22 protein-coding genes are annotated in these 26,470 nt (G+C 61.0%); 11 read left to right on the top strand and 11 right to left on the bottom strand.

Features of this window, described 5'->3' with window-relative positions; translation table 11 throughout:
• Positions 1-279 precede the first annotated feature (279 nt).
• Both FFI94_RS17180 and FFI94_RS17175 read right to left on the bottom strand, forming a co-directional pair.
• On the bottom strand, positions 280-3,651 hold the full coding sequence (locus tag FFI94_RS17180; protein ID WP_313905531.1) for a protein kinase domain-containing protein: 3,372 nt from the start codon (positions 3,649-3,651) through the stop codon (positions 280-282).
• A 149-nt stretch (positions 3,652-3,800) separates the two neighbouring features.
• Positions 3,801-4,805: a helix-turn-helix domain-containing protein gene (locus tag FFI94_RS17175; RefSeq protein ID WP_138868902.1), complete on the bottom strand. Its 1,005-nt coding sequence runs from the start codon at positions 4,803-4,805 to the stop codon at positions 3,801-3,803.
• A gap of 214 nt (positions 4,806-5,019) precedes the next feature.
• Between FFI94_RS17175 and FFI94_RS17170 the strand changes: the two genes are divergently transcribed.
• Positions 5,020-5,949 (top strand): DMT family transporter, encoded by a 930-nt coding sequence (locus tag FFI94_RS17170; RefSeq protein ID WP_138868901.1) that lies wholly within the window; start codon positions 5,020-5,022, stop codon positions 5,947-5,949.
• Here FFI94_RS17170 and FFI94_RS17165 read toward each other — a convergent pair.
• Positions 5,894-6,415, bottom strand: a complete 522-nt coding sequence (locus tag FFI94_RS17165; RefSeq protein WP_138868900.1) for a 2'-5' RNA ligase family protein — start codon at positions 6,413-6,415, stop codon at positions 5,894-5,896. The genes FFI94_RS17170 and FFI94_RS17165 overlap by 56 nt on opposite strands.
• Before the next feature lie 19 nt (positions 6,416-6,434).
• Here FFI94_RS17165 and FFI94_RS17160 point away from each other — a divergent pair, with 19 nt between their 5' ends.
• The 4 genes from FFI94_RS17160 to FFI94_RS17145 all read left to right on the top strand — a co-directional run bounded on the left by FFI94_RS17160 (position 6,435) and on the right by FFI94_RS17145 (position 10,303).
• Positions 6,435-7,532, top strand: a complete 1,098-nt coding sequence (locus FFI94_RS17160; protein WP_138868899.1) for an isocitrate/isopropylmalate dehydrogenase family protein — start codon at positions 6,435-6,437, stop codon at positions 7,530-7,532.
• Between the two features lie 85 nt (positions 7,533-7,617).
• Entirely contained in the window at positions 7,618-8,589 is a 972-nt protein-coding gene (locus FFI94_RS17155; protein WP_397495450.1) for an ABC transporter substrate-binding protein, read from the top strand.
• Positions 8,589-9,545 (top strand): amino acid ABC transporter permease, encoded by a 957-nt coding sequence (locus FFI94_RS17150; protein ID WP_138868898.1) that lies wholly within the window; start codon positions 8,589-8,591, stop codon positions 9,543-9,545. Before FFI94_RS17155 ends, FFI94_RS17150 begins: the two co-directional genes overlap by 1 nt.
• Positions 9,542-10,303, top strand: coding sequence for an amino acid ABC transporter ATP-binding protein (locus tag FFI94_RS17145; RefSeq protein WP_033230826.1), 762 nt, complete (start codon positions 9,542-9,544; stop codon positions 10,301-10,303). Before FFI94_RS17150 ends, FFI94_RS17145 begins: the two co-directional genes overlap by 4 nt.
• A 3-nt stretch (positions 10,304-10,306) precedes the next feature.
• Here FFI94_RS17145 and FFI94_RS17140 read toward each other — a convergent pair whose 3' ends face one another.
• Positions 10,307-11,152, bottom strand: coding sequence for a class I SAM-dependent methyltransferase (locus FFI94_RS17140; RefSeq protein ID WP_138868897.1), 846 nt, complete (start codon positions 11,150-11,152; stop codon positions 10,307-10,309).
• A 307-nt stretch (positions 11,153-11,459) separates the two neighbouring features.
• On the opposite strand from FFI94_RS17140, the gene rpsA reads away from it, so the two are divergent.
• Complete coding sequence (rpsA, locus tag FFI94_RS17135; RefSeq protein WP_138868896.1) at positions 11,460-12,947, top strand: 30S ribosomal protein S1; 1,488 nt, start codon at positions 11,460-11,462, stop codon at positions 12,945-12,947.
• A gap of 189 nt (positions 12,948-13,136) precedes the next feature.
• Here the strand turns inward: rpsA and FFI94_RS17130 are convergent, their stop codons facing one another.
• Positions 13,137-13,358, bottom strand: a complete 222-nt coding sequence (locus FFI94_RS17130) for a hypothetical protein (protein WP_138868895.1) — start codon at positions 13,356-13,358, stop codon at positions 13,137-13,139.
• 152 nt (positions 13,359-13,510) lie between these two features.
• Here FFI94_RS17130 and coaE point away from each other — a divergent pair, with 152 nt between their 5' ends.
• The gene (gene coaE, locus FFI94_RS17125) at positions 13,511-14,725 is read left to right on the top strand and encodes a dephospho-CoA kinase (protein WP_138873237.1); all 1,215 of its coding nucleotides are present in this window, start codon (positions 13,511-13,513) and stop codon (positions 14,723-14,725) included.
• A 3-nt stretch (positions 14,726-14,728) separates the two neighbouring features.
• On the opposite strand, the gene FFI94_RS17120 is transcribed toward coaE, so the two are convergent.
• On the bottom strand, positions 14,729-15,247 hold the full coding sequence (locus FFI94_RS17120; RefSeq protein WP_138868894.1) for a DUF402 domain-containing protein: 519 nt from the start codon (positions 15,245-15,247) through the stop codon (positions 14,729-14,731).
• A 72-nt stretch (positions 15,248-15,319) separates the two neighbouring features.
• On the opposite strand from FFI94_RS17120, the gene uvrB reads away from it, so the two are divergent.
• From uvrB to FFI94_RS17105, 3 genes are all read left to right on the top strand, one after another.
• A complete protein-coding gene (gene uvrB / locus FFI94_RS17115; RefSeq protein WP_138868893.1) occupies positions 15,320-17,482 on the top strand; it encodes an excinuclease ABC subunit UvrB in 2,163 nt (720 codons plus the stop codon).
• Between the two features lie 46 nt (positions 17,483-17,528).
• Positions 17,529-18,404, top strand: coding sequence for an SCO6745 family protein (locus FFI94_RS17110; RefSeq protein ID WP_138868892.1), 876 nt, complete (start codon positions 17,529-17,531; stop codon positions 18,402-18,404).
• A gap of 160 nt (positions 18,405-18,564) precedes the next feature.
• Positions 18,565-19,017, top strand: coding sequence for a universal stress protein (locus FFI94_RS17105; RefSeq protein WP_033230819.1), 453 nt, complete (start codon positions 18,565-18,567; stop codon positions 19,015-19,017).
• A gap of 6 nt (positions 19,018-19,023) precedes the next feature.
• Here the strand turns inward: FFI94_RS17105 and FFI94_RS17100 are convergent, their stop codons facing one another.
• The 3 genes from FFI94_RS17100 to FFI94_RS17090 all read right to left on the bottom strand — a co-directional run bounded on the left by FFI94_RS17100 (position 19,024) and on the right by FFI94_RS17090 (position 22,843).
• The gene (locus FFI94_RS17100; RefSeq protein ID WP_138868891.1) at positions 19,024-19,506 is read right to left on the bottom strand and encodes a hypothetical protein; all 483 of its coding nucleotides are present in this window, start codon (positions 19,504-19,506) and stop codon (positions 19,024-19,026) included.
• Between the two features lie 50 nt (positions 19,507-19,556).
• Entirely contained in the window at positions 19,557-21,839 is a 2,283-nt protein-coding gene (locus FFI94_RS17095) for a 3'-5' exonuclease (RefSeq protein WP_138868890.1), read from the bottom strand.
• A gap of 134 nt (positions 21,840-21,973) precedes the next feature.
• Positions 21,974-22,843, bottom strand: coding sequence for a DoxX family protein (locus FFI94_RS17090; RefSeq protein ID WP_138868889.1), 870 nt, complete (start codon positions 22,841-22,843; stop codon positions 21,974-21,976).
• Positions 22,844-23,017: 174 nt separating this feature from the next.
• Here FFI94_RS17090 and FFI94_RS17085 point away from each other — a divergent pair, with 174 nt between their 5' ends.
• On the top strand, positions 23,018-24,508 hold the full coding sequence (locus tag FFI94_RS17085) for an FAD-dependent monooxygenase (protein WP_138873236.1): 1,491 nt from the start codon (positions 23,018-23,020) through the stop codon (positions 24,506-24,508).
• On the opposite strand, the gene FFI94_RS17080 is transcribed toward FFI94_RS17085, so the two are convergent.
• Complete coding sequence (locus FFI94_RS17080; RefSeq protein ID WP_138868888.1) at positions 24,497-25,435, bottom strand: DUF5996 family protein; 939 nt, start codon at positions 25,433-25,435, stop codon at positions 24,497-24,499. The two genes, FFI94_RS17085 and FFI94_RS17080, sit on opposite strands and share 12 nt — an antisense overlap.
• A gap of 98 nt (positions 25,436-25,533) precedes the next feature.
• Positions 25,534-26,373 (bottom strand): bifunctional 2-polyprenyl-6-hydroxyphenol methylase/3-demethylubiquinol 3-O-methyltransferase UbiG, encoded by an 840-nt coding sequence (locus FFI94_RS17075; RefSeq protein WP_138868887.1) that lies wholly within the window; start codon positions 26,371-26,373, stop codon positions 25,534-25,536.
• Positions 26,374-26,470: the final 97 nt, after the last annotated feature.

The raw sequence follows: 26,470 nt of genomic DNA, 5'->3' as shown, positions 1-26,470 counted from the left end.
TGTCAGCACCACTGACATCGTCCTGCCCTGAATGTGGCTGCCGGTTTCTCCACACAGTGCCGTGCTGTGGCACGGGCACCATCGTCTCGTGGCGATATGTACGTGAAGAGAAGTGCGCGTCAGGATATGCGCGGATTCCGATCATTGCGATTGTCGAGTTGGACGAAGGTCCGTGGCTGTACACGCTGATAGATCCTGTTCAGCACACGATGCCTGACAGGAAGTCGCGAGTAGCGTTTCGGTGCAAGGAGCCGGGAGAACGGTTTCCTCACTTCAGCCTCACGTGACGCTACGAGCCCGTTCGACTACCCATCCTGCGATCTGGGCACGCGAGGTGAACCCGAGCTTCGTGAGGATATGTTCGACGTGACCTTGGGCGGTGCGTATCGAAATCACGAGTTTTGCGGCGATCGCTTTGTTCGTCAGCCCTTGGGCGACGAGGTCGGCGACTTCCGATTCGCGCTTGGTCAGACTCGGACCGTCGTTGTCTGACGGGACGGTGATCGGTGGATTCTCGTCGAGCGCCAAGGCCGTGGCCTCCGAGACCTTCAGCTTCGCACCCTTCTTGAACTCGGTCTCGAACTTTCGAGCGCCGAGTTCGAGCTTCGATACCCGCGCGCACTCCTCATGATTGGCAGTCATGCCGAGAACCCGGATCGCCGGAGTGTCGATCTCGTCCAACAGCGTCTGCACGGCACCCATCAATATGGCGGCGCGTTGGTATCGCTTCGCGTCAGCCGCGATCCACGCCAGAACTTCCATGCACCACGCCGAACCGAACGGGTCATCCACGAGCCGAGCGAGTTTCAGGCCCTTTCTCAGAAGCGCCTCCGCCCGCGCATGGTTTCCGTCCGCCCACAGCGCGAGCCCGAGATTCCAGCACGAACGTCCCCGGTAGACGGTTTCTCCCAGAGGCTCGGTGATCGACAGCGACTCGTCGTAGCACGCAATAGCGCGACTGGTGTCGCCAACCTGGTGGTAGGCCAGGCCGAGATGGTTCAACGCCCACACATATCGAAGCAGGTTGTCCTCGGGGCGGAACACTTCGAATGCCCGAGTGATGTCGCGGACCGCACGATCCGGATTGCCGCTGAACAGAGCAACAACCCCGTAGGCGTACGACGCGAGCGCATCAGCGTCCGGACTTCCCAGAGCGTCGGCGCACACGCGTGCTTCCTCGACGAGAACAGCGGCCGGCGCGGCGTCGCCTTGAATACCGGCGAGCCGGCAGGCGGCGTAGAGCACTTCCAGTCGGGCAACCGTCGGTTGGTCCGACTTGCACGCGAGAATGCGGTCGAACCAGTGTCGGGCCTCGCTGAACAGGCCGCGGGAGAACCAGAACGGAAAGATTGCGCCCGCAATCCGAAGCCCGGCCTCGGTGCTGGCTGTGCCGGATTCGTTGTCCGAAGCTGATTCCGCGATGCACAACTCCATGGCCTCGTGCAGATTTGGCTGCTCACGTCCCAACCTGGCGATCCAGTCCAGTTGTGCGGGGCCGATCCACTCGGCCGCTGCCCGTAATGCCAACTGCTCGAACCACTCCCGATGTCGAAGGCGCAAGAGCGCGGCTTCGCCCGACTCGGCCAGTTTCTCCGCGCCGTACTCCCGCAGAGTCTCGAGGAACCGGTACCGCACCACCGCCGTCGGCTCCTCGCGAATGAGGATCGATTTGTCGATCAGCGAGACCAGCACATCCAGCACCTCGGCCGATGTCAACTCGTCGGCGCAGATTCCCTCCACCGCGTCCAACTCGAAACCGCCCGTGAACACGGACAACCTAGCCCACAGCTTCTGCTCCAGCGGTGTGCACAATTCGTAGCTCCAGTCCACGCACAACTGCAAGGTTTGCTGGCGCGTCGGTGCTGTCCGGTTGCCACCGGTCAGAAGCCGATACCGGTCGGTGAGATGCTCGAGAATCTGAGTGGTGGACATGGAACGCAATCGAGCTGCTGCCAACTCGATGGGGAGCGGAAGTCCGTCGAGTCGATGGCAGATCTGAGTCACCGATGCCCGGTTGTCCTCGGTGATCGCGAAGGTGGGAACCACAGCGGATGCGCGTTCGATGAACAATGTCACGGCGTCGTAGCCCGACAATCCTTGCAGTGAGGGTGATTGATCCGGATCCGGGATCGTCAGCGGTGAGAGTCGGAGCACCGTCTCCCCACCGATGCCGAGGGGCTCGCGGCTCGTCGCCAGGATCCGCAACTCCGGGCACGTCTGCAACAACGCCTGACTGAGCCCAGCGATGGCGTCGAGCATCTGCTCACAGTTGTCGAGCACCAACAACGCTCGATGCGGACGCAAGTGCTCGACCAACATCTCCTGCACCGGTCGTGCTGACAGGTTCCGCAATCCGAGTGACGCGGCCACTACCTCGGCCACGAGCGGCTCGTCTCGAAGTTCGCCCAGTTCGACCAACCAGATTCCATCGGGAAACACCTGCCGACAATTTCGAGAAACTTGCAGTGCAAGTCTGGTTTTGCCGACGCCTCCCACGCCGGCGAGCGTCACTAGCCGGTTGGTGGTCAACACCTTTTTCGTTTCGGCCAACTCGCGGCGCCGCCCGACAAAACTGGTCAGATCGAGCGGTAGGTTGCCTGTCGCGTCGCGGGTGGGTCTTGCGGCGTTTCCGGATGCGGAGTCGGCTTCACGTGGGGGTGAGAAAGTAATGTGAGGCTTCGAAACGTTCGATTCCGGGGCGTTCAGTCCGGAATTCAGTCCGGGATTCAGTCCGGAATTCAATGCCATGTCGTCGACCGACCATCCGAGACGGCGTTGAGTCTCTTGAAGTTCCTCGCCGAATTCGGCGGCGGAAGTCGGTCTGTCACCGGGATACGGGGACATCGCCCGTTCGAGGACTACACGCACGTCGCGGGGGAGATCGGCTTCGGCGGTGTCCGGAACAGGCTTGCCGGTAACGGCTGAGAGTAGGGTCGCGCCGAGGCTGTAGATGTCAGCAGCAGCATTCGACTGGTCTCCACGCAGGATCTCCGGGGCGGTGAACGCAGGAGAACCGGTGACGACACCCCTCGCAGTTTTGAAGACGTCGACCACGTGTACGTGGGGCCGGTCGTTGCGATTGCCGTTCACGTGGGCAATGCCGAAATCGGCAAGTTCGGGTTCGCCGTAGTCGGTCAGAAGCACGTTTGCAGGCTTGACGTCGCGATGCAGGATCCCCGCGCGATGTGCGGTTTCCAACGCTCCCGCAACTTTGATTCCCAGCCGGCAGGCCGCGTCGTATTCGAACCGACCTTGTGTGTGGATCCAGGCTGCCAGCGAACCTTGAAGGTGGTAGGGCATCACGATGTAGGGCCGACCGCTGCTGGTCGCGCCTACCGACAGGACATTGACAATGTTCGGGTGACCGGTCAGTCGACCCATGGCGCGCTGTTCACGGAGGAATCGGGCGAGATTCTCACTGTCGAATTCGCCGGTCAACACTTTGACAGCCACGATGCGATCGAGTGCGGGCTGTGAACAACGGAATACGACTCCGAAGCCGCCGCGGCCGATCTCGCGGGCCCCCTCGAAGCCTGCCACCGTCAGTTCGTCGGTGACCAGGGTGCTCCGGGATATGTCGCCGCGCTGTGTCATCTCGCTGCGCTGTGTTGTCTCGCCGTGCAAAGTCCGCGGCGGATGATTCTCGATCATCAGTTACTTCGATCCGGTCCAATCGCTTTCGGTGTGTAGACGTCACCGAGAAAGCTTCGAGCGGACCGCAGGGCGGCCGCTTGAGAATGCACACGTCACTGCTCGGCGAGTATCTACAGGGTAACTCTGCTCGCGGATTGTGGGGAAAATCATGCAGACGGGGACTCGGGCTGCGTGACAGCCCGGAATGTTCGGCGGTAAGCCTGCGGTGTTGTGCACCGCAACCGGAGAAAGTGCTGGCGAAGAACCGCGCCACCGCCGAAACCCACCCGCTCGGCTATGACGTCCACGGGCAGGTCACTGTTCTCGAGTAGGTGCTGGGCGGCGAGAACGCGCTGATCACTGAGCCAGCGAGCGGGCGTTGAGCCCGTTTCCGATTGGAAACGGCGGGCGAAGGTTCGAGGTGACATGTTGGCGCGTGCAGCCACCCTCGTCACCGTGAGGTTCTCGGCAAGGTGTGCCGTCATCCAATCGAGTAACGGGCTCAAAGTTGTATCAGGAACTGTGGCAAGGGGACTGGCGACGTACTGGGCTTGCCCGCCATCGCGGTGCGGCGGAACAACCATGCGTCTCGCGATCCCGTTCGCGACACGGCTGCCCTGCTCCTTCCGGACGATATGCAGACACAGGTCAATTCCCGCAGCCGTTCCGGCGCTCGTGAAAACAGGATCCTCGTCGACGTACAACACGTCGGGGTCGACCTTGGCGTCCGGATACGCGTCGGCCAATCGCTGGGCGTGGCGCCAGTGGGTGGTGCACCGCTTGCCGTCGAGCAAGCCTGCCGCTCCCAAGATGAAGGCACCGGTGCACAGACTCGCCACTTTCGAGCCGCGTGCCACTGCTTCCTGGAGTTTGAGGAGAAGTGGATCGGCGCTCGAATCGGGGCGCGGGGCGCACATGTAGTCGTCTGCGGCGTAGGTTCCGCCGGCCGACACGATGATCAAATCCGCGTCGTCGAGTGCGTCGAGATTGTACGGAACATCGATTCCGTATCCGAACCGAGTTCGGATAGGGCTTGGAACTGCTGCGATCAACGAGAAATCGTAGGCCGGCAAATTTTCGTCCGAGCGATCGAATCCGAACACCTCGCAGGCCACCCCGAGTTCGAAAGCCTCTGTCATCGGCATCAGTGGGACCACCACTTTTTCGAGCATCTTTCGAGTCTGACAGAAAAAACGACCGCGTGGCAGAAAATCGTTCAAGTATGGCATTTCTGCCACTATTGCTGCATGTCGTGCTGCGTCAAGCTTTGTGCATGGCAATCATCATCGTCAGTCTGATCTTTCTTCTCGTCCTCAATATCCTCGCACTGGCCGGCCGCACGCCCGACACCCGCCGGGACGTGAGCCCCCACGGTGAATTCACCCTGTGAAGGCGAGTCTGCTCTTCCAGTACATCGCCGCGTCGGTCGTGTGGGGAGCAAGTTTCCTCTTTATGAAGGTCGGCCTCGAAGGGCTGTCCTTCACTCAAGTTGTGCTGTGGCGCTTGGTTTTCGGCGCACTGGCGTTGGCGCTCGTATCAGCGCTGAATAGGATCGGATTGCCACGGGACCCTCGGATTTGGAAGCACATGTCGTTTCTGGCCGCGCTGCAATGTGTGATTCCGTGGCTGTTGTTCAGCTGGGCTGAACAGAGCATGTCTTCGGGACTCGCCAGCATCTACAATGCCACGACGCCGCTCATGACCATGGCAGCGTCCCTCGCGTTCCTGCCCGGGGAAACCTTGACCCGATACAAAGCCAGTGGTCTCATGCTCGGATTCCTCGGTGTACTGATTGTGTTGTCCCCGTGGAACATCGGAGTTGGTGGCAGCGTCAGCGCGCAGATCGCCTGCCTCGGCGCGACCGCGTCGTACGGCGTCTCGTTTGTCTACCTCCGCCGCTTCGTCCTTCCACTCGGTGTCGATACCCGCACCATCGCGTTGCTACAGATCAGCATCGGAGCATTGTTCATGGTGATCGCGTCGCCGGTCATCGCGAACACGCCGATGCACCTGACACCGGCAATCGTCGGATCGATGATCGCTCTCGGCGCATTCGGAACAGGATTGGCATTTATCTGGAACACCAATGTTGTGCAGGGGTGGGGTCCGACAGCCGCCTCGACTGTCACTTACCTCAGTCCAGTCGTCGGCGTAGCACTCGGCGCACTCGTGCTGGGTGAGAGCATCGGCTGGAATCAACCGCTCGGAGCCGTGATCGTGATCGCGGGAATCCTGGTCACCAAGCGGGCAACCCGATCTCCTATCCGGGTGGAGTCAGCGACCACTCCACTTTCTCATCCCCGTCCCACCGCCTGATCGGACCACAGTCGCCCGCGATCACGTCCTTGCTCAGCAGGGAGATCGCACCACCCAGTTGATCCGGCTCGATCCGCCGAGCCAATGTCACGTGCGGCGTCCAGGTGCCCGGTTCGATGTGCCCGGGAATGCCACTCGACCCGGCCGCGGCGTCGAAGACATCACGGTGAAGTCGCAACAGAGCTCGCGACGGGATGACGGAACGCGCCAATACGAACTGTCTGCCGCCGAACACGATGTAACCGCCCAACCGGATCTCGAACGGCGGTAGTGAGAAGCGCCTACTCAGGATTTCGTCGACCTCAGGCGGAATCGTGTGCGCGACGAACAGCGTGATGTGCGGACGATTGCTCGCGCGCACCATTTTTCCCTGACTCGGTAGACCAGCGTCAGCGAGAGTGGACCACTGACTGCGTATTGCCGACTCACTCGACTCGCCGAGTAACAACTCCACCGACTGCACCATGATGGGTAATGATTGCCCGATGACAGGTAGTAGTGCAATCGAACCGTCGGGCCTGCGGCTGGGACTGATGCGTGGAGACGGAATCGGTCAGGACATCGTCCCGGCCACTCGGGAGATCGTGGACGGCGCACTGTCCGCAGTCCACGCCCAACCCGTGGAGTGGGTGGAACTGCCGCTCGGCTTCGAAGCCATCGAGAGTCACGGGACACCGATTCCCGACGAGACTCTCGCTGCACTCGAGCAATTGCCCGGATGGATCCTCGGACCACACGACAGCGCGTCGTACCCGAGTGAGTTTCGTGGACAGCTGACACCCGGGGGAGTGATCCGAAAGAAGTTCGAACTCTTTGCGAACATCCGTCCCGCCGCTGTTCTGAACGGAGTGAAGGCGACCGTACCGGACATGGACTTGGTGATCGTCCGCGAGAACACCGAGGGACTGTACGCAGATCGAAACATGGCTGTAGGTAGCGGTGAATTCATGCCGACGCCGGACCTCGCACTTGCGGTGGGTGTATTCACCCGCGGCGCATGCGAGCGAATTGCCCGAACGGCATTCTCGTTGGCGACGCGTCGACGCAATCACGTCACCATCGTGCACAAGGCGAACGTTCTTACCCTCACCACCGGACTTTTTCGCGACGCCTGCCGCACTGTGGCCGCCGAGTTCCCGCACGTGGTTGTCGACGATCAACACGTCGACGCCATGGCCGCATTTCTGGTTCGGCGGGGCGGAGATTTCGACGTCGTGGTCACCGAGAACATGTTCGGTGACATCTTGTCGGATCTGGCGGGAGAATTGGCCGGTTCACTCGGGACAGCACCGTCGATCAACGTGTCCGAAACCCAGATCATGGCTCAAGCGGCGCACGGAGCCGCACCGGACATTGCGGGCAAGAACCGCGCCAACCCGACAGCCTTGTTTCTGTCGAGCGCGATGATGCTGGACTGGCTTGCAGACGTCCGTCGCGAACCAGTCTTGTCGGCTGCGGCGAGTCGAATCAGAAATGCGGTGAACGCCACTATTTCCTCGGGAATCGCGACCGCCGACCTCGGCGGCCTCGCATCGACCAGCGAATTCGCCGAAGTGGTGTACGCGCATACACTTCGTCGCTGATTCTTGTATCGCACGGGTGGGGAAGGAGTTCGGAATCGTTGCCGGAGGAACTCCTGCCGTACCCTACCGTTCTACTGAATTTCGAATGAGCGTTGCTCGATGCGGCGATCGACGAGTGGAGAGCAGAGTCGTGGTCGGTGAAAACGCGCTGAGAGTGTTTCGTCGCGGGGGTGTGCGCTTACATCTGGTTCGGCTCCTGTTACTCGGAGTGATCGTCGCACTCTGCGGGGGATGTGTGGTCAACGACGAAGGTCTTGTGCCGGAAGGGCCACCACTGACGGTGCAGAAGGTGCCTGAGATTGCGGCACTGTTGCCGCCGAAGGTCGCTGAATCCGGGAAGCTCCAGATCGGGGTGAACATTCCCTACGCGCCCAATGAATTCAAGGACGCGAACGGCAACATCGTCGGATTCGACGTCGACTTGATGAAAGCCGTCGCGGCAGTGCTCGGAGTCGAGCCGGTCTTCAATCAAGCGGACTTCGACAAAATCATTCCCGCAATCCAATCGGGGAGTTACGACATGGGAATGTCGTCTTTCACCGATTCCAAGGAGCGTGAAAAGACGGTCGACTTCGTGACCTACTACAGCGCAGGCATTCAATGGGCTCAACGTCCGGACAATCCTGTTGATCCGAACAACGCGTGTGGGCTGCGAGTCGCTGTGCAAACGACGACTACCGAGGACATCGACGAAGTGCCTGCAAAGAGCGAGGCCTGTGTTGCCGCCGGCAAGCCGCCGATCGAGAAGATCAAGTACGACAGCCAAGACGACGCGGCGAATGCGCTCATCCTCGGCCGAGTTGACGCACTGTCCGCGGACTCGCCGGTCACCGGTTATGCGATCAAGCGCAGTAAGGGCCGGATGGAAGCGGCGGGCGAGCCTTTCGATTCGGCACCGTACGGCTGGCCGATCGTCAAGGGTTCGGACCTGGGTCCCGCGCTGCAGCAGGCCATGCAGTACCTGATCGACAACGGCGTCTATCAACAGATCGCTCAGACCTGGAGCGTCGAGGCCGGCGTCATCGAAGAATCCAAGATCAACGGCGCGGAGAGCTGATGAACATGACAACAACCGAGAGTGGCGAACCGGCGCCGATCAAGGCGATCCCACTGCGTAGGCCAGGTCGTTGGATAGCTGCGATCGTCGTAGTGTTCCTGTTCGGACTGTTTATCTACGGAGCTGCGACCAACGAACAGTTCGGGTGGCCGACCTATCGTCAGTACCTGTTCGACTCGCGTATTTCGAAGGCTGCCTGGGTCACTATTCAATTGACGGTTTTGTCGATGGCGGCTGCAATCATTCTGGGGGTTATCCTCGCCGTCATGCGGCTTTCTCCCAACCCGGTGTTGAAGTCCGCTGCCTGGATGTATTTGTGGGTTTTCCGTGGCACCCCCGTCTACGTCCAGCTTGTGTTCTGGGGGCTGTTCCCGTCCATCTACAAGAGCATCGATCTCGGGATTCCGTTCGTACATCAGTTCGTGCACTTCGACATGCAGGATTTGCAGGCGGCGTTTTTCTTCGCAGTGATCGGACTCGCTTTGAACGAGGCGGCCTACATGGCTGAAATCGTTCGTGCAGGTATCGCCTCGGTCAACGAAGGACAGACCGAAGCGTCCGTGGCTTTGGGAATGACCTGGAGCCAGACCATGCGTCGGACAGTTCTGCCACAGGCGATGCGCGTGATCATCCCGCCTACCGGCAACGAGTTGATCAGCTTGCTCAAGACGACGTCGCTCGTGTCGGCCGTGCCGCTGAGTACCGAACTCTACGGTCGTGCCAGAGACATTTCCGGCGCGAACTTCGAGCCGATTCCACTGCTCATGGTTGCGGCAACCTGGTACCTCGCGATCACGAGCCTGCTGATGATCGGTCAGTTCTACGTCGAGCGGTACTACTCGAAAGGTGCCACGCGAGCACTGACCACACGCCAGCTTCAGGCGCTTGCCGACGCACAAGGCAACGCGACGGTAGTGGAGACACTCCCGGACATTCCCGGAGGAGAACGCAAATGACACCGATGGTCAAGGCAGATCGAGTGTGCAAGAACTTCGGCGCACTCCAGGTTCTCAAAGGTGTGTCTCTCGAAATCGATCGCGGGCAGGTGCTCTGCCTGGTCGGTCCGTCCGGATCGGGCAAGTCGACGTTCTTGCGCTGCATCAACCACCTCGAACAGGTCAATGCAGGACGGCTGTACGTCGACGGTGACCTCGTCGGTTACTCGGAGAAGAACGGCAAGCTTTACGAGCTGCACCCACGTGCGGCGGCAAAGCAACGCCAGGACATCGGCATGGTGTTCCAGCATTTCAACTTGTTCCCGCATCGAACTGCGCTGGAAAACATCATCGAAGCGCCAACTCAGGTGAAGCGGGTCAGTAAGAAGAAGGCGATCGAGCGGGCGAAGGATCTGCTCGATCAGGTTGGTTTGAGCGCCAAGGCAAATGCGTACCCCGCCCAGTTGTCCGGTGGACAGCAGCAGCGCGTTGCCATCGCGCGGGCACTCGCCATGGACCCGAAACTGATGCTCTTCGACGAGCCGACGTCGGCGCTCGACCCGGAACTTGTCGGTGAAGTTCTCACAGTCATGAAACAACTCGCCAAAGACGGAATGACGATGGTTGTCGTCACTCACGAGATGGGGTTTGCCCGCGAGGTTGCCGATCAGCTCGTGTTCATGGATGGCGGCGTTGTCGTCGAATCCGGTGAGCCGCGGCAACTGCTGGCCAATCCGCAACAGGATCGCACCAAGGCATTCCTGTCGAATCTGCTGTAGCGCTCAGGGTTTGACGGCGCTGAATATCGCGGTGCCCGGAAAGAGCTGGCCGCGTAGGGGACTCCACTGTCCCCACTCACGGTCCAGCCACTCCGGCCACTCCGGTTCGATGATGTCGTGAACCTGCAGGCCGGCTGCCACCAACTCGCGGACGCGATCGCCGATCGTGCGGTGATGCTCGACGTAGGTCGGCACGCCGTTCTCGTCGACTTCGACGTAGGGCGTGCGGTCGAAATAGGGGAGTGTTGCGGTCAGTCCCTTCGGCCCCGGATCGTCGGGGAAGATCCAGCGGATCGGATGGTTGACCGCAAACACCCATTTGCCGCCCGGCCGCAGAACTCGGGCGACCTCGTTCATCACCTGCTGCGAATCGGCCACGAAGGGGACCGCTCCGAAAGCGGAGCACACGATGTCGAAGCTCTCGTCAGCAAACGGCAACAATTCCGCGCTCGCCTGAATCAGCGGCACGTGTGGTCCGCCGGCGGTCATCGCGTCAACTCCCCGCGAGAGCATGCCCATCGAGATATCGAGCCCGACAGCCCGGGCGCCATGGCCGGCCAGCCATCGGGCGCACGGTGCGGATCCGCATCCCACTTCGAGGATGTCCTTGTCCACGATGTCGCCGAGTAGGTGGTGATCGCCTTCGTGCAGACCCTCGGGGCACCAGACGAATTCACCATCTGCGCTGTTCACGCCCAGAAATTCGCCATGAGTACGGTGGTAATCCTCGGCGTCCGCATCCCACCACGCGCGGCTGGCGCGGTCGCTCGCACCGGAATCGACCCGGACCCTGCCGACTCCGCTGGTCCCGAGGATGGAATTGGCAGCGGCATGGCGATCGTCAGACATATCGAACAGACTAGAGCGCTACCAGCGGCGACAGGGTACCCGGGTTTGCCCGCTCGCACCGGCGACGCGTAGTCTTACCCACGCGAGTGTCTGTCATTCAGTCGAATATCTGTACTAGGCCTTTACCGAGGCCTTGGATCGGCGTGAACGAGAGATCTTGTGGTGCACCGTTCGGGTGCGGAATGTGTTTCGGTTTCCGGTTGTTAGTTTCTGTGCAACTGGGTACTGCATTCCGGTACCTGAAATGTTGCATCTCGTCCGACAAAATCCATCAACCGACCACAACTCGTCCGGAGCAATTCAACATATGCCCTCCACAACCGTCACCTCGCCGCAGGTTGCCATTAACGACATTGGCTCTGCCGAGGACTTCCTCGCCGCCATCGACGCAACGATCAAGTACTTCAACGATGGCGACATCGTCGAAGGCACCATCGTCAAGGTCGACCGCGACGAGGTTCTGCTCGACATCGGTTACAAGACCGAAGGTGTCATCCCTTCTCGTGAGCTCTCCATCAAGCACGACGTCGACCCCAACGAGGTCGTCTCCGTGGGAGATGCGGTCGAGGCTCTCGTCCTCACCAAGGAGGACAAAGAAGGTCGACTGATCCTGTCGAAGAAGCGTGCTCAGTACGAGCGTGCCTGGGGCACCATCGAGGAGCTCAAGGAGAAGGACGAGGCCGTCAAGGGCACCGTCATCGAGGTCGTCAAGGGCGGCCTCATCCTTGACATCGGCCTTCGTGGCTTCCTCCCCGCCTCGCTCGTCGAAATGCGTCGCGTCCGCGACCTCCAGCCGTACGTCGGCAAGGAGATCGAAGCCAAGATCATCGAGCTCGACAAGAACCGCAACAACGTGGTCCTGTCGCGCCGTGCATGGCTCGAGCAGACTCAGTCCGAGGTTCGCAGCGAATTCCTGCACCAGCTCCAGAAGGGCCAGGTCCGCAAGGGCGTCGTGTCCTCCATCGTCAACTTCGGTGCATTCGTGGACCTGGGCGGCGTAGACGGTCTGGTTCACGTTTCCGAGCTGTCTTGGAAGCACATCGATCACCCGTCCGAGGTTGTCGAGGTCGGCACCGAGGTCACCGTCGAGGTTCTCGACGTCGATCTGGACCGCGAGCGCGTCTCCCTGTCGCTCAAGGCAACGCAGGAAGATCCGTGGCGTCAGTTCGCCCGCACGCACGCCATCGGCCAGATCGTGCCCGGCAAGGTCACGAAGCTGGTTCCGTTCGGTGCATTCGTGCGCGTCGAAGAGGGAATCGAAGGCCTCGTTCACATCTCGGAGCTGGCTGAGCGCCACGTCGAGGTTCCGGACCAGGTTGTCGGCGTCGGCGACGATGCACTCGTCAAGGTCATCGACATCGACCTCGAGCGTCGTCGTATCTCGCTGTCGCTGAAGCAGGCCAACGAGGATTACAACGCCGAGTTCGATCCGTCCAAGTACGGCATGGCCGACTCGTACGACGAGCAGGGCAACTACATCTTCCCCGAGGGCTTCGATCCCGAGACCAACGAATGGCTCGAGGGCTTCGACAAGCAGCGCGAAGAGTGGGAGAACCGCTACGCCGAGGCTGAGCGTCGCCACAAGATGCACACCGTTCAGATGGAGAAGACCGCTGCAGACGAGGCCGCTGAAGCTGCCACCGCTGCTGCCGGCTACTCCTCGGAGACGGCTTCTGCAGACGACGACGAGGCTCCGGCCTCCGCTGGCTCCGCTCCGGCAGAGTCCGCTGGTGGATCGCTTGCAAGCGATGCACAGCTCGCCGCACTTCGTGAGAAGCTGTCGGGCAACGCATAAGGATTACCGCTTGATCTGATCAAGCGAGATCTGTGAAGAACCCCGCTCCTGCACAAGCAGGGGCGGGGTTCTTTTGTTGTGTGGCACAAGTTTTGAATGCGCGGAGGTTTCGACCCTGAGAGGAAAATGCGACAGCCACCAGTCTGTGACGACTGGTGGCTGTCGGGTGAAAGCTGGGGGTCTGCTACGTCAGGCGACGGTGGCCGGAGCCGGGACCCAGTACGTCGCGGTGGCGTCCGCGGTGCGTTTGCGCATCGACGCGAAGCTGTGGCGGCCCTGGCTCACGAGCATGGTGAACCACGTTCGACGATGCTCGGCCAATGCGAAGGCGACCTCGGGAAATTCGATACAGTGCACGCCGTTCGGCATTCCGAGGCGATGCTGACCAAGCTGGTCGCGATCTGCTCGCATGGCGTCCACTTTCTCGAGAAGGTACAGGGCGTTCGCTAGAACTTAACCACACAGATTGCCTCGATTGTGGTATTTGCGTCTCGATCGGTGTGGCGTGTTCGATTTCAGGACTCGAATCTCGTGCCGTGAGCATAGGTGAGAGACTGTCGGTTGTGTTGAGAGTTGGCCTCACTGGAGGCATCGGAGCCGGCAAGTCGACTGTGTCGAAAATCCTCACCGAACTGGGAGCAGTGATCGTTGATGCCGACCTGATCGCCCGAGAGGTCGTCGAACCCGGCACTCCCGGGTTGGCCGAGTTGGCGCAAGCGTTCGGGGACGGCATTGTCGCTGCCGACGGTAGCCTCGACAGACCGGCGCTAGCGGCGTTGGCGTTTGCCGACGACGCGTCCCGCGGAACTCTCAATTCGATCTTGCATCCGTTGATCGGCCATCGCACGGCCGAGCGTCTTGCTGCCGCGCCGGAGGATTCTGTTCTGGTGCAGGACATCCCGCTGCTGGTCGAAGCGGGAATGGCTCCGGCCTTCAATCTGGTTGTCATCGTGTACGTCGACGCCGAAGAACGTGTCCGACGGTTGGTCGAGTCACGCGGGATGCCCGAGAGCGATGCCCGCGCCCGGATCGCGGCCCAGGCGACCGACGATCAGCGCCGCGCTGTAGCGGATGTGTGGCTCGACAATAGCGGTGATCCGGGAGCCTTGGACGCTGTAGTTCGTGAGCTGTGGGCACAGCGAATCGCCCCGTTCGAGGAAAATCTGCGTACCGGAACAGCGGTTCGTGTTCTGCCGGAGCTGAGCCCCGCGGATCCGGAGTGGCCAGAGCAGGCAGCTCGACTGATCAACCGGTTGGCGCTGCTGTGCGGCGATCGAGCTACGCGTATCGATCACATCGGTTCCACTGCCGTACCCGGACTCGACGCGAAAGACGTGATCGATCTACAGATCACTGTCGAACATCTCGGCATTGCGGACGACTTGGCCGCGGACCTTGCTGCCGGCGGTTTCCCGCGTCTCGAGCACATCGTCGCAGACGACCCGAAACCTGCGTATATGGGCGGCGAAACCGACCCGAGCGTGTGGGCGAAGCGGATTCATGCCGGCGCTGATCCGGGTCGACCGGTGAATATCCATGTTCGCGTCGACGGCTGGCCTGGCCAGCAGTTCGCACTGTTGTTCCGAGACTGGCTGCGGGCAGATAGTGACGTCCGCGCCGAATATGCGGCGTTGAAAGTCCGGGCCGCCGAGCACGCGTCCGGAATCGACGACTACGCCACGGCGATCGACGCATACCTCGCGGTCAAGACGCCGTGGTTCGACGCTGCCTTCCACCGGGCGTGGGAATGGGCAGACAAGTCGAGTTGGACAGCCTGACGCCTACCGCCAGGTGATGGGCATACCCATGGACGACAGCCACGCGCCGAGATCGTGACCGTGGGCGGCGATGCCGTCAATGGTGCGGGCAGCCGTCAGCATCGCCTGTTCGGAAGTCTGCGCGTCGAGAATTCCGGAGGCGTGCGCTTCGAGGAGTTCGTCGACGTCGAGTAGTTCGGTGCTGCGACCGGTCTGCACGATCAGGTCTAGATAGTGGTCCTCGGATGTCCAAACATGCTCACCGCGTGTGAAGGTGCCGATGTCGATGTAGTGATCCTGGTCGCGTTCGTGCCCCGGCGTGAAGTGGAAGATCGACGCCCGGATTCCGAGGTCGGGGAGAATCCACGATTCCAGGTAATGGAATTGTGGATGGTCTGCGTGCCTGCCCATGTACAGGCCCCATGGCTGTTCGCGGTAGTACTCGACCTGGCGAACGAAGCCCTTGGGATCGATGTTGGTTCGGGCCTCTAGGTCGAATGTTTCGACTTTGGGCGGGTGAATGTGGACGCGTGCTTCGCTCATGATGCATGAACCTACCGCTGCGACGAGCTTGTGCCCACGCATGATGTCGGTGGGTGCGCATACCCTGGTTTCATGGCGTTTGCTTCCGAACATCCAGTCGTCGCACATTCCGAGTTTCGACCGGTCAGCGACATCGAGCGCTCTGACGGCCGGTTCGAGGTCGTCAGTGAATACGAGCCTGCCGGCGATCAACCCGCTGCCATCGCCGAGCTCGAGAAACGGCTCAACGCGGGCGAGAAGGATGTAGTCCTTCTCGGTGCCACCGGCACCGGTAAATCTGCGACGACGGCCTGGTTGATCGAGCGGGTGCAGCGGCCGACGCTGGTGATGGCACCGAACAAGACCTTGGCTGCTCAGCTTGCGAACGAGCTTCGCGAGATGTTGCCGAACAACTCGGTCGAATACTTCGTCTCGTATTACGACTACTACCAGCCTGAGGCCTACATCGCCCAAACGGACACGTACATCGAGAAAGACTCGTCGGTCAACGACGATGTCGAACGCCTGCGCCACTCCGCTACGTCGAGCCTGCTCTCGCGGCGGGACGTTGTCGTGGTCGCGTCCGTGTCGTGCATTTACGGTCTCGGCACACCGCAGTCCTACCTGGATCGCTCCATCTCGCTCGAGGTAGGCGTCGAGGTCCCGCGTGATGCGTTTCTGCGCCTCCTGGTCGACGTGCAGTACAACCGAAACGATGTTGCGTTCACCCGTGGTTCGTTCCGCGTCCGGGGCGACACGGTGGAAATCATCCCGTCGTACGAAGAATTGGCCGTTCGTATCGAGTTCTTCGGCGACGAAATCGAGGCGCTGTACTACCTTCATCCACTCACCGGCGACATCGTCCGGAAAGTGGATACGGTTCGGATCTTCCCCGCGACCCACTATGTTGCCGGCCCCGAGCGTCTCGAGCGCGCGGTCAAAGACATCGAGGAGGAGTTGGAGCAGCGCCTCGAAGAGTTGGAGGGCAAGGGCAAACTGCTCGAGGCGCAGCGGCTACGGATGCGAACGCAGTACGACTTGGAGATGATCAAACAGGTCGGATTCTGCTCCGGCATCGAGAACTACTCACGGCACATCGACGGTCGTGGACCTGGCACTGCGCCGGCCACACTGATCGATTATTTCCCCGAGGACTTCCTGTTGGTCATCGACGAGTCGCATGTGACTGTTCCGCAGATCGGCGCCATGTACGAGGGCGACATGTCACGTAAGCGCAACTTGGTGGAGTTCGGCTTTCGCCTACCGTCCGCGACCGATAACCGTCCGCTGACGTGGGAGGAATTCAGTCAGCGCATCGGTCAGACCGTGTATCTGTCGGCAACGCCGGGCAAGTACGAGTTGGGGCAAGCCGGTGGTGAGTTCGTCGAGCAGGTGATTCGTCCGACGGGTCTTATTGATCCCGAGGTGATCGTCAAACCGACAAAGGGGCAGATCGACGATCTGGTTCACGAGATCAACGAACGCGCGGCGAAGAACGAGCGCGTACTGGTCACGACTTTGACCAAGAAAATGTCGGAAGACCTCACCGACTATCTGCTCGAACTCGGAATCCGGGTTCGGTACCTGCACTCCGACATCGACACGTTGCGACGCGTCGAACTACTGCGCCAGTTGCGGTTGGGGGAGTACGACGTCCTGGTGGGCATCAACCTTCTTCGCGAGGGTCTCGACCTTCCCGAGGTGTCGCTTGTTGCCATTCTCGATGCCGACAAGGAGGGCTTCCTGCGGAGCTCTACCAGCCTTATCCAGACCATCGGCCGTGCTGCTCGTAACGTGTCCGGCCAGGTCCACATGTACGCGGACAAGATCACTGCTTCCATGGCGCAGGCAATCGAAGAGACCGAACGTCGCCGCGAGAAGCAGATCGAATACAACAAGAAGATGGGAGTAGATCCCCAGCCTCTTCGTAAGAAGATCGCGGACATCCTCGATCAGGTGTACGAGGAAGCCGAGGATACTGCGGCGTCCGTCGACATCGGTGGTTCGGGGCGCAATGCGACGCGTGGTCGTCGAGCGCAGGGCGAAGCGGGCCGCGCGGTCAGTGCGGGCGTGTACGAAGGCCGGGATACAAAGTCGATGCCGCGCGCCGAATTGGCTGACCTGGTCAAGGAACTGACCGATCAGATGATGAATGCCGCCCGGGACTTGCAGTTCGAGTTGGCCGGTCGTTTGCGTGACGAAATCTCGGATCTCAAGAAGGAGCTTCGAGGCATGGACGCGGCTGGTTTGAAGTAGTTCGGTGCGATGTGTGTGAATCGGGGTCGCCCGCTACGGTTCACCTATGGATCCACAGACTGCCGGTAAGACCGGCCGTACTCTCGAACTTCTCCATTCGTTGTCGTACTTCGTTCCGGAGACGGAAAAGGAATTGGTTGCGCTCGGGCTTGAACCGGGACGGATGGTGTACTTCGCGGGTCGTGCTGCGCCGCTAGGTACTCCGCCTGCCACCGTGGTGACGTCGGCCTTCTACAACTTCAATCCCGAGTTGGTCGCAAGCGTGATTCCGCGCGCGTGGGACCTCGCGAAGCCGTCGGAGATTGTTGCTGCGCGCTACCGCGCTATCGACGCCGCGTATGTTCGTCTCCTCTGTGAAGATGTGACGTCGTCACCGGACATGGCTGAAGCTGCCGAGTTGGTTTCCATTGCGGCGCGGAACATTCCCGGCGTCGAGGGGCGTCCGCTGTATGCGGGCTGGGCGTCGGTCGAGTGGCCGACCGTGCCGCACGTCGCGTTCTGGCATGCACTGACCTTGCTGCGGGAGTACCGCGGCGACGGCCACATCGCAGCACTGCAGACTGCCGGGCTGAACGGGTTGGAAGCGTTGATCACGCACACGGCCACCGGTATCGGATTCCAGAAGAAGTTTGCCCAGAATCGTCGTGGGTGGTCGACGGAGCAGTGGGAGCAAGCCGTTCGGGATCTTCAGGACCGAGAGTTGCTCGATCGTAAGTCGGGAGCATTGACCGAGGACGGACAGGAACTGCGCGACGTCGTGGAGGATTTGACGGACGATCTGGCATTGGCTCCGTGGGACGCGTTGGGTGAATCCGGTGCAGACAGGCTTCTCGAACTGGCAGCGCCGTGGCGTGCTGCGCTGATCGAACAGGAAGTGTTTCCCGCCGCGCTCTTCGGTCCACGATTCGGAAACCTGCGCTGAGCGGGAATTCAGTGTAATTTTTTGATGTGACTACAGATCACATTCATCGCGGTGTTGTGGTGTGTATGGCAAATGGCACTTTTCCCGCGCTCTGCCCGCTAATGTCAGCAGCGCTGACTACCCCCGTAACCGCTGACTATCTCGTAACTATGGAGGATGAATGAGTGCCTACCGGACCGTTGTCGTAGGAACCGATGGCTCCGAGTCGTCACTGAAAGCAGTCGACAGGGCCGCAAGCATTGCCGCTGATGCCAGCGCACAGTTGATCATCGCATGCGCGTACTACCCGGCAGACCCCAAGGATGTCAGCGCTGCAGCAGACGTACTCGGCGACGAGGCATACCAGGTCACAGGTTCGACCCCCACCTACGAAATCCTCCGAACCGCGCGAGAGCGCGCACATGCGGCCGGTGCGGAAAAGGTCGTGGAGCGGGCAATAGTGGGAGCACCTGTCGAGTCGTTGCTCGCTTTGCTCGACGAGGTCGAGGGTGATCTGCTGGTTATCGGTAACCGAGGACTCAACACACTGACCGGTCGTCTACTCGGATCGGTACCGTCGGATGCCGCACGAAAGGCAACATCCGACGTCCTGATCGTTCATACCGTGCGCTGAGTAATCTCAGCAGTATTCTGCCTCGGCCGCATCGACGATCACTGTTCCCAATCGATAGGGATCGGCATTGATCGGCGATGCGGCCGAACTGGTTTCGGTGCCTTCGACGTCTTGGAGCTGGCTTGGTCGGCTGGTGGCACCGTTGTGTGTCACGCTGCGCAAATTCTCGATGATCGTCGCTCGTTCCGTACCCACAGCCAGCTGGCGGCAGATTCCGTCCCCGAGCGCTTGCAGGGTGTCGTCGGTGAGCGGCGTTGTGACGCCGTCGGCCATGATCGCGTCCCGGAACTGCGTTAGTGCCTGATGTTCGGGTGAGTCGACCACGTCCGTGGTGTGTGCGTCGCCGTCGGCGGAATCCGTCGCTGAAGACTCGGCCTGAGAGCATCCGATCAACATCCCGGCGCACAGGCCGATCAGTGCAGCTCCGACGACGTGTGGGCGACGACGGAGTAGCCACTGCGGCATGCGTGTGGCGGTCGGAGCGGTCACGAGAAGATTTCCTTCAGTAGAAGTGGCACGAGAGAACCTACTCCGCCGCGTTACATCACGGGCGTGAACGCAGCTTCGGCGATGTCGTCGAGCACCGCCGGGAGCGATTCGACGTGAATGATGCCGAGTCGCTGTGTAGCGCGCGTCAACGCGACGTACAGGTCATTCATGCCCCGGGGCGATTCGTCGAGGATGTCTGTGGGTTCGACGATGAAAACGGTGTCGAATTCCAGGCCCTTGACGTCCTTGACGGAGAGAACGCTGACCGAGTCGCCGACGAGGCCGGACAGATCCTTGACCATCTCATGCCCGGCGATGACGGCAGTCAGGCCTGGGTGAGACTCGTGCTCGATGCAGCGACGCACCGTTTCCTCGAGATTCTCCGTTGTTGTTTTCAGTGACCACGGTGCAAAACCGCTGTCTCTGACCGACCGGGGTACTGCTTGCGTGGGATCGATCTCTTCGAGCACCCGGTGTGCCACATCCATGATTTCCGACGGAGTTCGGTAGTTCACGGTCAGCTGGGTGAGCTTCCAACGCTGTGCGACGTACGGTTCGAGGATCGTCTGCCATGACGACGTGCCGGCGGGATCGCCCGTCTGCGCTGTGTCACCCACCAAGGTCATCCAACGATTCGGTATGCGGCGCATCAACATCCGCCACGCCATCGCCGACAACTCCTGGGCCTCGTCCACGATCACGTGGCCGTATGTCCAGGTTCTATCACCCGCTGCCCGCTCGGCAGTGGTCTGATGCTGCCCCAGATCATGACGCTGCGCGAGTTGACTGGCGTCGATCAAGTCGTACGCCATCAGGATTTCGGGATCCATCTCGTCTTCGAGATCCTGCGGCGCCGATCCCGTCAGAATGTCGAGAGCTCCCTGGGCATCGGCAATCTGTGCGCGCCATTGCCGTTGTGCCCGTTCGCGTTCCGCGGCGTCGTCGACGCCGAGAATTTCGGCCAGCTCGTCGAGTAGCGGTGCATCGGCAGCACTGAATCCGGGGCCGACGCTCTGCAACAGTTCGGAGCGCTGGTTGTCGTCGAATTGTGGAGCGGCCTTCTCCAGTCGTCTCGGTGATGTCCAGAGCTCGGCGAGAATCTGTTGCGGCGACAACTCGGGCCACAGTGCGCCGATTGCGGACATGATGTCGGCGTCTTCGCGCATCTCGTCGCGGATGTCGGCTATGTCGTCCCTACTCAGAAGTGAACCGCCGTCCACCAGATTCCCGCCGATGATCTCGGCCATCTGCAGAGCAAGCGCTTCGATGACCGCGGAGACGAAGATCGGCCTGGCCAAGTTATGCGGACGACGGGACGAGCGGGCACGGCCGCGAGCTTTGGTGACTGTCTTTCGATCCAGTTTCAGGTCGTAGGTGTCGAAGCGGAGAACAATCGGCGAGGACGGTACTTCCTGGCGATCGCGGACAGCGTTCTTGAGTACGTCGAGGATGTCGAGAGAACCCTTGATCTCGCCGGCCGCGAGCGAATCGATTCGTGTTGCGCGCACTCCGGGATACAGGTCACCGATGGTGGAGAGTAGAACGCCGGTCTCACCCAGTGACGGGAGTACCTGACTGATGTAGTCGAGGAACGTTGCGTTGGGGCCGATGATGAGCACTCCGGCCTTCGCCAACTGCTGGCGATAGGTGTACAGCAGGAACGCTGCACGGTGGAGTGCGACAGCGGTCTTGCCGGTACCGGGGCCACCCTGAACCACGAGCACACTTTTGTGTTCGGATCGGATGATCGAATCCTGCTCGGTTTGGATGGTCTCGACGATGTCGTTCATCTGGCCGGTGCGCGCAGCGTTCAAGGCGTCGAGCAGGGCGCTTTCCCCGGCCACGCCACCGGCTTCGGTGACAACACCGGCGGCGCGAGCCGCGTCGAGGTCGAGGTATTCGTCGTTGATTCCGGTAACCGCACGACTACGGCTTCGGATGTGGCGTCGACGCTTCACGCCTTCCGGTGCCGCCGGTGTCGCGAGGTAGAACGGGCGGGCCATCGGGGCGCGCCAGTCGAGGAGGAGCGTCTCGTAGTCGTTCTCGGTGTCGAGAATCCCCAGGCGTCCGACATAGCGATATTCTTCGTCGAAATCGATTCTGCCGAAACACAGTCCGTTCTCGGCTGCGTCGTATTTCGCTAGATCCTCGGTGTACATCGCGTTGAACGATTCGCGTTCACTGCGTGCCTGCGGGGTTCCACCGCTTTCCAGCAAGACAGTGCTCAGGCGCGATTTGGCATGCTTCCGGAGCTCGTCGAGACGGGAATACAGCATCGTCACGTACTGCTGCTCGAGCTGTTGCTCGGTGTGTGACGGGTCCGCGTCGGGCAAGGGTTCTCCTAGGCTTGATGAAAGAAGTTCGAGCACCGCAAAAGTGCCAAGACAGTCTAGTTCGCTTAGGTGAATGGGATGTATCCAACGAGGTCAGGCCACCCGAAGGTGGCCTGACCGGACGTTCGAGTGTGTCAGTGCGTCAATTCGTCGCGCTTCTCGCGGGCCTTGGCCAGGGCAATTTCGGCTCGTTTGCGGGCGCGCTTTCCGAGGACCTCGGACTGCTCGGATGCGGTCTCCGCCCATTCGTTGCCTTTTTCAAGCGCAAGTTCTGCAAACTCTGCACTGCGCTTGCCGGCCAACTCCGCCAGTTCCGATCCCCGCTCGCGGGCCGTCTCGGCCAGTTCCGCACCGCGCTTCTGTGCGACCTCGAGAATCTCGGGGCCTCGTTCCTTTGCGATCTCGAGTAATTCGGAACCGTGCACCTTCGCAGCTTCGGCGAGTTCCGTGCCACGCTCCGAGGCAGCGGCGAGGGCGTGCTCGAGACGTTCCCCGGTGTGCTCGTCGTGGTTTGCAGCCGCCAAGGGGAGTGCTGCCGAGATCGATGCCTGTGCCTTCCTCGCCGCGCGTCGACCGCGCCATCCGAGTGACGGTTTGCCCTCGGTGTCGACGGCGGCGATCATCAGGCCGCCGAGCAGGCTGACGTTCTTGATGAAATTGGTGCGTTGCATGGCGCGAAGCGTCGGGTCGGACTCGTTCCAGAAATCATGACCCGCAACTGTGGTGGGGATCAGGCTTCCAGCCAGTGCCAACGACGCAATGCGCGGAGCCTTTCCGCTTGCGAGCAACGCTCCACCGCCGATCTGGATTACCGCGTTGAGCTTGATCAGCGTCTCTGGGTCTGCGGGCAATTTTTGTGTCACCGCGCCAGGGAGTGTTTCCACTGATTTGTCGATCAGTGGAGTTGCTTTTGCCGCGCGCTGCGCAGGATTACGGAGCGCGTCGATCCCCCCGGCAATGAAAATGGTGGAAAGAAGCGGACGAGCAATTCGACGTACCAGCATGTTCCAAGCCTCCCGATGTAGGTCCTTTCCACACTAGCGATTCGAACGGAACCCGGGACGGGTTACATCCTGCTCACCGGTGTGGCAAGGCTGTAAAAACGGCGCCCATCAGCGAAGAATTAACCGAAACTCGGCTGCGACACACCTTGGGACGACGGCGTGGGAGGTTTGACAATGGATCACAACGTCGACGTGGTGGTGGTCGGTGGTGGCCCAGCAGGCATGACCGTCGCGGGTGATCTTGCGCGGCTGGGGTGCTCGGTTGCTGTTGTGGAGAAGTGGCTGACGGTCAACCCGTCCAGTCGGGCGTTTGCAACGATGGCGAGAACATTGGAGTTGCTCGATGCGCGTGGGCTGGCCGACCAGCTACTTGCGACGAGCACGACAACTCCGGGCATCAATCTCTTCAAGGGCGCGAAGCTGGACCTCACCCACCTGAGATCTCGCTACCGGTTCGCGATGATTACTCCGCAGACCAACGTCGACCAAGCCCTCGAGCGCTATGCCAGGGAACAGGGAGCAGACATTCACCGCGGTATGGCACTTGTCGACCTCATTCAGGACGCCACCGGAGTCACCCTCACTGCTCGACCCAAAGACGATGACAACCCTTCGTCGACGATGACGTGGCGCGCCGCGTATGCCGTCGGGGCAGATGGCGCACACAGTACGGTCCGTGGTCTTGTCGGGATGGATTTCCCCGGGAAGTCCGTGCTGTCGTCGGTGGTGTTGGCTGATGTGAAATTGACTGCCGGACCGCAGGGCGGTGGCCTCACGCTGGGCGATACACCGCGTGAGTTCGGATTCCTTGCTCCCTATGGGAAGGAGGACAGTGACGGCTCTTGGTATCGCTCGATGACCTGGGATCGAGAGCGTCAGGTTCCCGATACCGATCCGGTGGGTGAGGCCGAGATCGTGGGTTCGTTGAACCGGGCCATGGGACGTGACGTGGGTGTCGTCGACGTTGGTTGGCATTCGCGTTTCCACTGCGACGAGCGTCAGGTTCGTGACTATCGCAGCGGCAGAGTGTTTTTGGTGGGGGACGCCGCGCATGTGCACTCGCCGATGGGCGCACAAGGAATGAACACCGGAATTCAGGATGGTGCGAACCTGGCCTGGAAACTCGGCGCTGTACTGGCAGGGGCCGACGATTCGATCCTGGACACGTATCACCGCGAGCGGTACCCGATCGGGAAGCGAGTGGTGCGACAGTCGGGGCTGATGATGCGCGCCGTCACCTTGCACCCGCGCCCCGCCAGGTTCCTGCGCGATCTCCTTGCTCCGCATATCCTGTCGATCCCGAGGGTGCGAGACGTCGTCGCCGGTAGTTTCGCGGGCACTGAGCTTCGCTATCCCTCATCTGACGGCCAGAGCGATCTGGTCGGAACTCGCGCGACGGAAGTGCCCCTTCACGAGGGGCGTCTCACCGAACTGCAACGCCGGCCCGGTTTTGTTTTCATCCGCGAGAACGGGACCGCCTCGACGATGCAGAACCCAGGAACCGATCTGCTCGTCCACGCGCGGCGCACGGACGACGGACCGGCACTACTCGTACGGCCCGACGGCTACATAGCGTGGGCCGGGAGTTCTACATCTCGCGGGGGAGAAGAGGGTTGGCCAGCAGCACTGTCGCGGTGGACCGGAGCGCGCCAGTCATCTCTGTGACGCCCACCGATTCGGGTCGCTTTCCAACGCCGCTCGATCCCAGTGCCCCGAATCAGCGGCGGCAGCGTATGTGGTCTGCAAGAACGACAGAAGTGTCGCCTCGGGGTCGGCGGAGGTTCGGACTGCTTCGTATGGCAGAAGAAATTGACCGAAATCCTTGCTGTAGAACGCAGCTGACGGTTCGACGTGGTATGCCTCGAACTCGGCAGGCGCGGGGTACGAGTACGAATAGAACGCGCCCTCCTCGCCGCCGCCGGGCCAGAAGCCGCAGCTGCTCAATTCGTGGGAGTAACCTTCCACCATCACCCAGTCGCCGCAGTTGGGTGCGCCTCCCGGGTGTGGTGGCGCTGTTCGTCCGGAGAATCGAGTACACGCGAGGTCCATTGCGCCCCAGAAGAAATGGACTGGCGATACCTTTCCGATGAATCCCGCGCGGAACGCCGAGATGACGCGGTCGGCGTGAACGAGTTGACGCCAGAACAGGTGGACGGCTTCGGCGTCGTAGGAACAGTGGACGTGATCGTCGACAAACGGAAGCGCCGGATCAACCTCATTCGGTGTTGGCGCAATGTCCACTGAAATATTCAGGGCGCGTAGTGCTTCCATCGTGCGTGCATAGAACGTCGATACCGATTGAGGTTCGAGTGGAATCTCATGTGACGCACCGGAACTGTCGCGGATGCGTAGTCGGTGTTCGCAGAAATCGAACTCGATATCGAAAATGCGATCGCCGTAGGGGATGGACGATGTTGTCAACCCCCGCGGAGTGACATACAGGGTGACCTGCCACCAGTGGTTGATCAGTGGCGAACACGCAAGTCGAATCTTTCCCACGATCTGTACCCACATGTGCAGTGTGTCGCGCGTGTCGGTCCAGTCGTCCACGCGCAACGCGGGCCAATCCGCCGGCGTGTTGGATGTTGTCATTCGACGTCCTCCGCACTCGATCGACAATCGGGCCTTCTTCGGAGTCTGGCACGAGTGGGTTCGACGTGTACATATTCGACGTGTACAAAACCGCTAGGTCACGACAGCGGGCGCCTTGCTACGACAGCGAAGTTCAATGGGATCCTCGGCAACCCCGGCGGCAATGCCCATCCATTGGCGCAGGGTATGAGCTCAGGGAAGGCAGGCCAATCCATGTACGGCAGCTCGGCCACCGATTCGATGTGTAACCCTGCGCGAAGCAGTGAACCGATGACCTCGCCCAGATCGTGGCGCCACTCGTGATTGGTGGTGTGCGCGATCTGGCCGGTCGAGTTGTCGGTGTACGAGCTGGAATCTTCGTAGGTTCGGACGCCGCCGCCGGAAAGGTAATCGTCGGTGATGTTCCACGGTTCGAATGCCAGGGCGCCGAGGATCGGATGATCGTCGCGGATCATGAATACGCCACCCGGCTCGAGGAGGTCGTGGATCGACTGGGCCCAGTTGGCGAGCTCCGGTAGCCAGACGATTGTCCCGGTGCTGGTGACGATGGTCTCGAATCGCCGGTTGATCAGTGAGGCAGCGAATCGCGCGTCGCCTTCTACCCAGGTGATCTCGTGGCTGTTGGCTTCTGCGATGCGTGCTGCGTGGTGCAGGGACTTGGGCGACAAGTCGAGTCCGTGGACGTCGATCGCGCCGAGTCTCGCCCACGAGAGGGTGTCGGTACCGATATGGCACTGCAGATGCAGGAGCGAGCGACCCTGGATCCCCGATACGGGCAGGTGAGGGGTGAGTACCGAGAGGTCGTTCTGCACAACCGTCGAGATGACTGTGGGATCGGCCAGAAAGCGTTCGACGCTGTACATGTCGGAGCGCACGTGGACGTCGGCTCGATCATCCCAATTCGCTTTGTTGGCGGCGATGGCATCTACCTCGAGCATGGCTGCCCCCTCGGAGTCGGCTGCGAATCGAGTTTTGTCGTGATGATGACCCTCGACGGCATCGTAGACGGGCAGTCATCCCCAACGCGCATGTTCG

The organism is Rhodococcus sp. KBS0724 (assembly GCF_005938745.2).
GTDB lineage: Bacteria > Actinomycetota > Actinomycetes > Mycobacteriales > Mycobacteriaceae > Rhodococcus_F.
Note: the sequence above shows the minus strand (reverse complement) of the source record. Positions and strands in the feature narration are given on the sequence as shown.

Excerpts from the sequence above, each read along its gene's own strand:
- FFI94_RS17085 (WP_138873236.1), top strand. The coding sequence starts at position 23,018 with ATGGATCACAACGTCGACGTGGTGGTGGTCGGTGGTGGCCCAGCAGGC.
- FFI94_RS17180 (WP_313905531.1), bottom strand. The coding sequence starts at position 3,651 with ATGATCGAGAATCATCCGCCGCGGACTTTGCACGGCGAGACAACACAG.
- FFI94_RS17155 (WP_397495450.1), top strand. The coding sequence starts at position 7,618 with ATGAGCGTTGCTCGATGCGGCGATCGACGAGTGGAGAGCAGAGTCGTG.
- FFI94_RS17175 (WP_138868902.1), bottom strand. The coding sequence starts at position 4,805 with ATGCTCGAAAAAGTGGTGGTCCCACTGATGCCGATGACAGAGGCTTTC.
- FFI94_RS17145 (WP_033230826.1), top strand. The coding sequence starts at position 9,542 with ATGACACCGATGGTCAAGGCAGATCGAGTGTGCAAGAACTTCGGCGCA.
- rpsA (WP_138868896.1), top strand. The coding sequence starts at position 11,460 with ATGCCCTCCACAACCGTCACCTCGCCGCAGGTTGCCATTAACGACATT.
- FFI94_RS17130 (WP_138868895.1), bottom strand. The coding sequence starts at position 13,358 with ATGCGAGCAGATCGCGACCAGCTTGGTCAGCATCGCCTCGGAATGCCG.
- FFI94_RS17080 (WP_138868888.1), bottom strand. The coding sequence starts at position 25,435 with ATGACAACATCCAACACGCCGGCGGATTGGCCCGCGTTGCGCGTGGAC.
- FFI94_RS17120 (WP_138868894.1), bottom strand. The coding sequence starts at position 15,247 with ATGAGCGAAGCACGCGTCCACATTCACCCGCCCAAAGTCGAAACATTC.
- FFI94_RS17140 (WP_138868897.1), bottom strand. The coding sequence starts at position 11,152 with ATGTCTGACGATCGCCATGCCGCTGCCAATTCCATCCTCGGGACCAGC.
- FFI94_RS17105 (WP_033230819.1), top strand. The coding sequence starts at position 18,565 with ATGAGTGCCTACCGGACCGTTGTCGTAGGAACCGATGGCTCCGAGTCG.
- uvrB (WP_138868893.1), top strand. The coding sequence starts at position 15,320 with ATGGCGTTTGCTTCCGAACATCCAGTCGTCGCACATTCCGAGTTTCGA.
- FFI94_RS17160 (WP_138868899.1), top strand. The coding sequence starts at position 6,435 with ATGACAGGTAGTAGTGCAATCGAACCGTCGGGCCTGCGGCTGGGACTG.
- FFI94_RS17110 (WP_138868892.1), top strand. The coding sequence starts at position 17,529 with ATGGATCCACAGACTGCCGGTAAGACCGGCCGTACTCTCGAACTTCTC.
- FFI94_RS17165 (WP_138868900.1), bottom strand. The coding sequence starts at position 6,415 with ATGGTGCAGTCGGTGGAGTTGTTACTCGGCGAGTCGAGTGAGTCGGCA.
- FFI94_RS17090 (WP_138868889.1), bottom strand. The coding sequence starts at position 22,843 with ATGCTGGTACGTCGAATTGCTCGTCCGCTTCTTTCCACCATTTTCATT.
- FFI94_RS17150 (WP_138868898.1), top strand. The coding sequence starts at position 8,589 with ATGAACATGACAACAACCGAGAGTGGCGAACCGGCGCCGATCAAGGCG.
- FFI94_RS17075 (WP_138868887.1), bottom strand. The coding sequence starts at position 26,373 with ATGCTCGAGGTAGATGCCATCGCCGCCAACAAAGCGAATTGGGATGAT.